Origin of the sequence: Nostoc sp. JL23 (assembly GCF_017115065.1) — a bacterium.
Classification (GTDB): domain Bacteria; phylum Cyanobacteriota; class Cyanobacteriia; order Cyanobacteriales; family Nostocaceae; genus Nostoc; species Nostoc punctiforme_A.
Window position 1 is genome coordinate 1 of sequence record NZ_JABXKN010000077.1, and the last position, 7,683, is coordinate 7,683.

The window sequence follows — 7,683 nt, forward strand, 5'->3', positions numbered from 1 at the left end:
GTAAATATTCTATAGCTGTTGCTCAAGCAGCCAAGATAGTCGGCGAATCCACTATCACAAAGTCTTAGCTGATAGCAAGCACCTACCCCACATCTGGAAGGTTTGAGGCAATAATAATTCCTTCTCTGAAGACCTTTATATCACCAAATTAAATGAACTCCAGTAGTCAGAGATAGAATTTATATTTAAATAGTAGGGCGACTCCAAGTTAAGTTGACTAAATCTAAGACGTAATCATCCAAGTTCTCTATATATTCTTCTGATTTTTCATTACCCATTACACACAATTTACCGCCAGTAATATAAATTTTATCTTGTTCTTTGTAGTAAGCTTTGTGATGACTAATCCATCCTGGTTTATTACCAGTTGTTTCTAATTTTTCTATTTTAAAGGTATGCCAATCTAATCTATAAACTGGAATTTCATTATAGATTCTTGCATCGGCATATCCTAAATTACCAATAATATATATGTATTTTCCAACTAATGTAGCTGAATGAAAATCAGTTGGCGGAAAAATATCTTTGGGATAACCAAAAATCTGAAAATTACCATCACCTTGATAAACTACAACATCGTTATATATACAAAAATCAGGCTCGTAGTAAGCTTCATGCTCACCAGCAATTTCGACAATTCTGCCATCTGGTAATTCTGTAATTGTTCTGCCAAATCGATCATAGCACCATGCTTTATCTTGCCAATTCTCTTTATCATTAAAAAGATTTTTGGCTGTATAAGCAGAACAACCCTCACAAATCATCGCCTGCCAAAAGGGGATTTTCATCAATTCTGGATTAGCTTTACCAAAGCGCGGATGTTTGCCAGCAAAATACTGTTTTGGCGATACTCGAAAACATTGCTCAAACTCTTTTGGGTTTATTCTCTCAAATACTCTCCTAAAAGTATCGGGGCTGGGTATTCCGAATGGTAGTTCCAAAAACGTTTTCAACCATTCCTCTTTACTGAGTCCATACTCCTGAATATCTTCCCAACCTTGCGAAGAAAGCTATTACTACCAAAATTGCTATGGTGATGATATCAGTGAGTAAATGATATCTCGTCCTTTCCGCTCTGGGGTCTGTTATTTGTGTGAAGTATTCCTGAAATTTATTGGTAATATCAAAGCTATCTACGCTGCCTGCAAAAGATGTTTTAGTTTTACTCTTCTTCTTCTCAAATCCTGTTGACATTACTTTGATCTGGCATCTCGATGAATTAAATCTTACCCTACCTCGGATGGTGTCACTTTGTTTCCAACAAAGATTGCTGATCAGGCAAGTCCTATTGTCAACAGGCTTTGAGACGCGCTAACCCTGGGAGTACAAGTCGGAAAACCCGCCCATAGAAGTGCCCACCTCCGTGTCTCTACGTGATAAAAATCATATTTATCTCAAACCCCATGAAATTGGTAAAACTGACTCACTCGAAACCCATTATTTTTTTATGTCAATTCTTCTTAATTGCTACTTTAATTATTGCTTGCCATAATACGGCAATTAATACATCTACAAATACCAATAATAACGGCTGTATTCAAAAATATGATCCCAATACTGATTACTTCCCTAATAAAATCAAGATTACTCATGCAACAGGCTTCGCGGTAGAATATCAGAAACACTACAAAATCGTGACTATAAAAAATCCTTGGCAGAATACCAACACAGGTTTTCAATATGTTTTAGTCCAATGTGGAACTCCCACACCAAAAGGATTTAATCAAGCACGGGTAATTACAGTTCCCATTAATTCCATAGTTTCTCTATCTACTACTCATTTACCCCACCTAGCCAAGTTAGGTGTAGTTAAGAAACTGATTGGTGTAAGTAATAGTAAGCAAGTAAATACACCTGATGTTGTAGAGAGAATCAAAGCCGGAAAGGTAACACAAGTAGGCGATAATTCAAATGTGGATATAGAGAAAGTACTAGAATTAAATCCTGACTTAGTAACAACTTTTGGTACTGGAAAATCCCAAACTGATAGTTATACTAAACTTACAGAGGCGGGTTTGAAAGTGGCGATAAATTCTGAATATATGGAAGACACACCACTGGGAAGAAGCGAATGGTTAAAATTTACGGCTCTGTTTTTTAATAAAGACGAGCAAGCAGAAACAATATTTAGTGAAATTGCCGATAAATATGAACGAGTAGCTCAAAAAGCTAAATCTGTAAAAAATCGTCCAATTGTATTTGTGGGATTCAATTTTAAAGGAACTTGGTATATGCCTGGAGGTAAAAGTTATGTAGCTAAATATCTGGCTGATGCAGGAGCAAACTATCTTTGGAGTGATGATAAATCCTCTGGTAGTCTACCTTTATCTTTTGAAGTTGTTTTAGAACGTGCAGCCAATGCTGACTACTGGTTGAATTTTAGTCAATCTTGGAATAAATTAAAAGATTTAGTTGTAGAAGATAATCGCTATGCTGATTTTAAGGCTATGAAAATAGGCAATCTTTACAATAATAATGCCCGTGTCAATGAAAATGGAGGTAATGATTACTGGGAAGGCGGAATTAGTAACCCAGACATGGTTTTATCTGACTTGATTAAAATACTATATCCAGAGATGTTACCTAATCATAAGCTATTTTATTACCACCAACTTAATTAATAATGTTCAGCGACAAATATAAATTTAAAATTCCCCTAATAACCCAAAAAGCTCCGGTTTTCAAAACTATTATTTTTGTAATTATACTTATAAGTTTAATCTTGGCTTTTTTCTTAGACTTAGCTCTGGGTTCAGTTGATATTCCTATTAATGAGGTAGTCAAAATTTTACTCGGACAAGAAGCAGAAAAGGTGACATGGACTCATATTATTCTCAAATTTCGTCTACCTAAAGCTTTAACTGCAACTTTAGCAGGTGCAGCTTTAGGTGTGAGTGGCTTACAAATGCAAACCCTATTTAAAAATCCCTTAGCAGGGCCTTTTGTATTGGGTATTAGTTCTGGTGCAAGTTTAGGTGTAGCGTTAGTTGTGTTGACAGCAAGTGCTACAACACCAACACTATTAGCAGATTTGGGAATAATTAGTGATTTTGGTTTAGTCATAGCAGCAAGTCTTGGCGCAGCATCAGTTTTAGGGATGATGTTAGTTGTTTCTCGCCGAGTACAAGATACGATGACACTATTAATTTTAGGTTTATTGTTTGGTTATGCTACTAGTGCAATAGTAAGTATTTTGTTGCAGTTTAGCTCAAAAGAACGCATTCAAAGTTATATCATGTGGACTTTTGGTAGTTTTGCTGGGGTGACTTGGAGACAGTTAGTTGTTTTAATTCCTGTGATACTTTTGAGTTTATTGGGAGCAGTGTTGCAATCAAAATCTTTGAATGCACTTTTACTTGGTGAATCTTATGCACGTAGTTTAGGTTTAACTGTGCAAAAAACTAGATTTTCTATTATTACTAGTGCATCTATATTAGCAGGCGCAATTACTGCTTTTTGCGGCCCCATAGCATTTTTAGGTGTGGCAATTCCCCATTTGTGTCGTAGTCTGTTCAATACTTCCGATCATCGGATATTAATCCCTAGTGTGACAATGATGGGTGCAATCTTAGCATTGTTTGCAGATTTGTTTTCCCAACTTGCGGTAAGTCAAATGGTTTTACCTTTAAATGCTGTTACTGCTTTAATTGGAACTCCTGTTGTGACTTGGGTAATTCTGCGGCGTAATTCCCGAAAATCTTTTCCGTCATGAATAATGTGATTTTAACAACTCACAATTTAACTATTGGTTATAAAACATCCCGAAAAACTTTTCGGTGTGTTGCATCAGATATTTCGGTATCTCTGCAAGCTGGGGAACTGGTTTGTTTACTCGGCCCTAATGGTGCGGGTAAATCTACATTACTGATTCCATAGGGCGCAGTTTATTGTAAATTAGCGGTTCATCAGGTAGATATGCTAGAATTTGCTTGGCTTTTTGAGGCGCTCGCCTGATACTATGACCTAGAATCACAACATCGCCCTTATCTGGTCGTAATAACCCTGCAATCATTCGTAGAGTAGTAGTTTTTCCTGCACCGTTGGGACCTAAAAGAGCATAAAATGAACCTTCTGCAATCTGCAAGCTGAGATTGTTCACGGCTTTGTGAGAAGCATAAGACTTGCTAATTTGGGAAAGTTGAAGTGCGATTTCCATATTTACACCTAAATTAACAAAAAGGTGGGAGAAGTAAGAAGAGGAAATATCAGCTTTTCAACTCATACTTCCTGCATGACTAGCATCGGCTTTAGAACACTAATAACAACAATTGTACAGTGACAAATTAAATGGGGTTGAGACTAATCTGTGCCATCAAGTTAAGCCTTACCATTTTGGGATTGCAATAAATTGTGTTAATACAAATCATCGCGCGTTGTATAACTACGCGCAATGAGTTGGTGGTTGAAATTATTGAAAATTAGTTATAAATTGTGCGAAATCATCCCCTAATTGAGTAACGTCCAAAATTTAGGATTAAGAATAGTTAAATAATTAGAAGAACATTTAATGAATAAATTTACTAATTATTCTAGATTTCTTATAATTTTTGACTACTGACTGGAGGCGTAGCAAGAAAACTTCCGCTCCTGAGTATTGAATTTTTATACATTTACTTCCCTCCAAATCCTGGAAAAAACTTAGCCCAAATACTTTGAGACTTGGGTGTTAATTCTCCTTTCAAAACGCCTTTAAAACCTTGCTGATGTGCTTGAAATTCCTGCATATTAAGAGAATTAATAACTTGAGCTAGCTCAGGATTGTCCATTAGCAGTTCGGCTTCAAGCTCTAATTCCTGCTGTAACAGTTGGGCATTTCGGCGCAAGAACATTTGCTGATTGTGTCGCTGTCTGATAAGGGATTCAGTCAGATGTAATTGCTCTTCAAAACTCAAATTATCGTATTCATCGTTATACATTTTATTCAACTCCAATTAATGAATAAGTATTCTGCTGACAATTCCATTAAGTATATTAGGGCTAAACATCGCCGTAGTTTGTATAAAATTGAGCAATAGTTTTGAAAGTTTCTAATATATTATCAGGCGTTACTTCAGTGAAACGAGAAGCTAAATTAAATGCTGAGTTTTCCGAATGTGGCTCTAGCGATCTTGCATCAGCCCACACTATTAATCCTCGGTTATCTAATTCTGCCAAGCTTATAGAATTAACCGCATCCACAACGGAATCAGGCGCATACTTTAGTAACAGTTTAATCATAGAATGATTCCTCCATAAAGTAATTGATATCCTAGTCGTAGCCTGATAATAAATTCGTCAGTATTACGATTGCCCCAAACGGGATTACTAAGATTCTTAATCCAGTTAGTCGGACTATGACAAATCTCATTATGACAACGGTAGCACGTAGGAAATGTTGATACCCCAATAATGTCATTCCCATAGTAAGCGTGATGGATTTCTTCACTTTTCTTAGTCAGACATACTACACAATAATTGTGGGTTTTTCGGTGAGCGATCGCTACTTGCTTTCTGTACTCTTTAGGATTACCATACCGAGCATTCCAGTCTAGTTCATTGAATCGGTAAAACCGAGATTTTCCAGCAGTAGGGTAACGCCTTTTTCGTTTAACTCTTGCCCCGTTAATTCGTGCCACTTCTGTTTGATTTCTTGGAAATGTGGTCTTCTCCCTAATTCTGTTGCCCATTTTCTAATTTCTTCATACCAGTCACAGTCAATCTGCTGTTGTGAGGATTGTTGATTATTTTTAGAACTATTAACAGTGTCACCATTCGGTTTGAAATCTTGCTTCTGCTCCATACCTTTGATATCAAATTCAGGTATTAGAGCTATAAAAGGATTACCACGAGTTGGAATTACCAGAGCATATCGAACTCCGGCTTTATCCAACATTTCGCAAGCCTGTCGTAAGACTTCCAGAATCTCCTTTTTAACGTTTACAAAGTCTTGTGGATGGTCAAGGATATAACTCGATGTTTGCCCCATCGCAATAAAGCAAACATTTTTCAAGGACGGGCGGCTAAATCCGGTTTCCCCAGAGAGTGGGGACTGGCCCATAAATAAACCATGACCTTTTAACCCAGCAGTGAATTTGATGATATAGTTCCAAAAACCTTGCAAATCTTTGGCGGTATCAGATCAACCATTCCCGGAAGTCCCTTGCCACCACCATAAACACTATCAACTTCATCTTGGGCAAATAATAATTCTGGGACACCGTGACATTCGCCACCAACTTTTGCAACTCTTGCTTTTTGTGATCAATCATGCCAGTGGCAAAGGTAATCCAATTTTTTAATTCTTTCATGCCGTCAAACTTACGGCTGAACTTGCACAACCATCTGGTGACATCATCCTTTGGATCACTGCCAATCACAATTGCTGGTGTTTGAGATAATGATGCAATTTTGTTGATAATCACCCCTGCTAAAGTTGATTTGCCAGACTGTGTACCACCAGAAATGTAGAAATGGTGATTACTGCGAAGAGTCATATCTTGATTAGATGCAGCATCACACAGTTCATCAATCCAAGCACCATCAATTCTGATGTAACCAGGATAATTTGCTGCTAGGGCTTGCAGAATTTTCATCGCACCCGGATTAATCACCGACTGTACCGACTCTTCATCGATGTCAGCAATATCGGGATTAGGAATACCAGTCGGTGAGGGTGATTGTTGTGCTGGTGGTTCTGGGAGTGTAACCAACCCCTGCAACTGATATTCAGCAATCCACCGGGGGCGCTCATTAACAGGCAGGCGATTCACGTAATCAGCAACTCGGCGTTTAGCTGCGATCGCAGTGGTGACATAATCATAAACAGCCTCACCTTGTAAATGCTGCTTAAGTGATTTCAGGTCAGCTTCTTGTAAAGAGCGGTATACTTTCTGTTTGCCTTCACTGATTTGGGCAGATACTCCAAATAAGCCAGCACTCACCGTTCCAGCACCAAGTAGCATCCCGGTTGTTATTCGGTCAGTATTTAAGAAAAAAGGAGCAGACAGACACATAACTGCACTCGCTCCTAAAGAACATAAAATAGTTCGCTCTGCATGAATCACCCCACTGGCAGTTAGACGTTGTAATTCAAATGGCATAAACTTATCTCACCCCCAAGGCAACACCAGCTGCAACTAAAGTCAAGAAGACAAACAGAAATATTACTCCAGGCATCAAGCCAATGGTGAAAGTTTTGCGGTTAAATCCAAAACCTTTGACGACTAAGCCAGCAAAGTTGAACAAACCTACAGATATACCGCAAATGCAAATCATGCTGATGATCCACAGCACAAACTGACTGACTGGGCTGGCAACTGAGAGAAATCCCATTAACATTGACAGCCCGACTCCAGAGACGGCATATCCAACGAAGGAAAGTTTAATTTGCATAATCATTAATAAAGGAAAAACGTAACTGATTTAGGTTCATTACTATCAAATAAGGTTGTCCAGTTCAGAGTTTTTCCTTCTGCCTCCATCTGCTCTTGGATTTCCTCAATATTCTCTAGCATTTTCTCTATGGTGACGGATTCTTGTGGTTTGAGGTCTTTGATATTTTGTTCTTGTTGATTTTTCATATTCTTCTCCTTTAGAACCTTACGGGGGGACAAAAAGGGCTAGGATGCAGATAAAATAAGCTTCATAGCCCTTTGTCCTTGTTGGTAGTACTTACGTTTATTAGGATTTAATCTCAATAATTCA

Annotated in this window: 10 protein-coding genes and 2 pseudogenes; 3 read left to right on the top strand and 9 right to left on the bottom strand. The window is 37.9% G+C overall.

The window, feature by feature from the left end; genetic code table 11:
• Positions 1-854 precede the first annotated feature (854 nt).
• Positions 855-1,194: pseudogene (locus HWQ42_RS16640) on the bottom strand (transposase family protein); the annotation flags it as partial.
• Between the two features lie 209 nt (positions 1,195-1,403).
• Here HWQ42_RS16640 and HWQ42_RS16645 point away from each other — a divergent pair.
• The 3 genes and pseudogenes from HWQ42_RS16645 to HWQ42_RS16655 all read left to right on the top strand — a co-directional run.
• On the top strand, positions 1,404-2,621 hold the full coding sequence (locus HWQ42_RS16645) for an ABC transporter substrate-binding protein (RefSeq protein ID WP_292813991.1): 1,218 nt from the start codon (positions 1,404-1,406) through the stop codon (positions 2,619-2,621).
• Between the two features lie 2 nt (positions 2,622-2,623).
• Positions 2,624-3,712 carry an iron ABC transporter permease gene (locus HWQ42_RS16650; protein WP_292813994.1) on the top strand — a complete coding sequence of 363 codons (1,089 nt, stop codon included), beginning with the start codon at positions 2,624-2,626 and terminating at the stop codon, positions 3,710-3,712.
• Positions 3,709-3,867, top strand: a pseudogene (locus HWQ42_RS16655) (ATP-binding cassette domain-containing protein); the annotation flags it as partial. The gene HWQ42_RS16650 and the pseudogene HWQ42_RS16655, both read left to right, overlap by 4 nt.
• Here the strand turns inward: HWQ42_RS16655 and HWQ42_RS16660 are convergent.
• The 8 genes from HWQ42_RS16660 to HWQ42_RS16695 all read right to left on the bottom strand — a co-directional run bounded on the left by HWQ42_RS16660 (position 3,857) and on the right by HWQ42_RS16695 (position 7,559).
• Positions 3,857-4,156 carry an ATP-binding cassette domain-containing protein gene (locus HWQ42_RS16660; RefSeq protein WP_292813997.1) on the bottom strand — a complete coding sequence of 100 codons (300 nt, stop codon included), beginning with the start codon at positions 4,154-4,156 and terminating at the stop codon, positions 3,857-3,859. The pseudogene HWQ42_RS16655 and the gene HWQ42_RS16660 overlap by 11 nt on opposite strands.
• Positions 4,157-4,610: 454 nt before the next feature.
• Positions 4,611-4,916, bottom strand: a complete 306-nt coding sequence (locus HWQ42_RS16665; RefSeq protein ID WP_292813999.1) for a hypothetical protein — start codon at positions 4,914-4,916, stop codon at positions 4,611-4,613.
• A gap of 61 nt (positions 4,917-4,977) precedes the next feature.
• Positions 4,978-5,217 (bottom strand): hypothetical protein, encoded by a 240-nt coding sequence (locus HWQ42_RS16670; protein ID WP_292814002.1) that lies wholly within the window; start codon positions 5,215-5,217, stop codon positions 4,978-4,980.
• A complete protein-coding gene (locus tag HWQ42_RS16675) occupies positions 5,214-5,615 on the bottom strand; it encodes a hypothetical protein (protein WP_292814004.1) in 402 nt (133 codons plus the stop codon). The genes HWQ42_RS16670 and HWQ42_RS16675 overlap by 4 nt, the downstream gene beginning before the upstream one ends.
• Complete coding sequence (locus tag HWQ42_RS16680) at positions 5,528-6,100, bottom strand: hypothetical protein (RefSeq protein WP_292814007.1); 573 nt, start codon at positions 6,098-6,100, stop codon at positions 5,528-5,530. The genes HWQ42_RS16675 and HWQ42_RS16680 overlap by 88 nt, the downstream gene beginning before the upstream one ends.
• A 13-nt stretch (positions 6,101-6,113) precedes the next feature.
• Entirely contained in the window at positions 6,114-7,079 is a 966-nt protein-coding gene (locus HWQ42_RS16685) for a hypothetical protein (protein WP_292814009.1), read from the bottom strand.
• A gap of 4 nt (positions 7,080-7,083) precedes the next feature.
• Positions 7,084-7,371: a hypothetical protein gene (locus tag HWQ42_RS16690; RefSeq protein WP_292814012.1), complete on the bottom strand. Its 288-nt coding sequence runs from the start codon at positions 7,369-7,371 to the stop codon at positions 7,084-7,086.
• A gap of 5 nt (positions 7,372-7,376) precedes the next feature.
• The gene (locus HWQ42_RS16695; RefSeq protein WP_292814014.1) at positions 7,377-7,559 is read right to left on the bottom strand and encodes a hypothetical protein; all 183 of its coding nucleotides are present in this window, start codon (positions 7,557-7,559) and stop codon (positions 7,377-7,379) included.
• Positions 7,560-7,683 lie beyond the last annotated feature (124 nt).

Bases quoted from the DNA above. Each gene is read 5' to 3' on its own strand.
- HWQ42_RS16685 (WP_292814009.1), bottom strand. From the start codon at position 7,079: ATGCCATTTGAATTACAACGTCTAACTGCCAGTGGGGTGATTCATGCA.
- HWQ42_RS16690 (WP_292814012.1), bottom strand. From the start codon at position 7,371: ATGCAAATTAAACTTTCCTTCGTTGGATATGCCGTCTCTGGAGTCGGG.
- HWQ42_RS16645 (WP_292813991.1), top strand. From the start codon at position 1,404: ATGAAATTGGTAAAACTGACTCACTCGAAACCCATTATTTTTTTATGT.
- HWQ42_RS16650 (WP_292813994.1), top strand. From the start codon at position 2,624: ATGTTCAGCGACAAATATAAATTTAAAATTCCCCTAATAACCCAAAAA.
- HWQ42_RS16665 (WP_292813999.1), bottom strand. From the start codon at position 4,916: ATGTATAACGATGAATACGATAATTTGAGTTTTGAAGAGCAATTACAT.
- HWQ42_RS16660 (WP_292813997.1), bottom strand. From the start codon at position 4,156: ATGGAAATCGCACTTCAACTTTCCCAAATTAGCAAGTCTTATGCTTCT.
- HWQ42_RS16670 (WP_292814002.1), bottom strand. From the start codon at position 5,217: ATGATTAAACTGTTACTAAAGTATGCGCCTGATTCCGTTGTGGATGCG.
- HWQ42_RS16695 (WP_292814014.1), bottom strand. From the start codon at position 7,559: ATGAAAAATCAACAAGAACAAAATATCAAAGACCTCAAACCACAAGAA.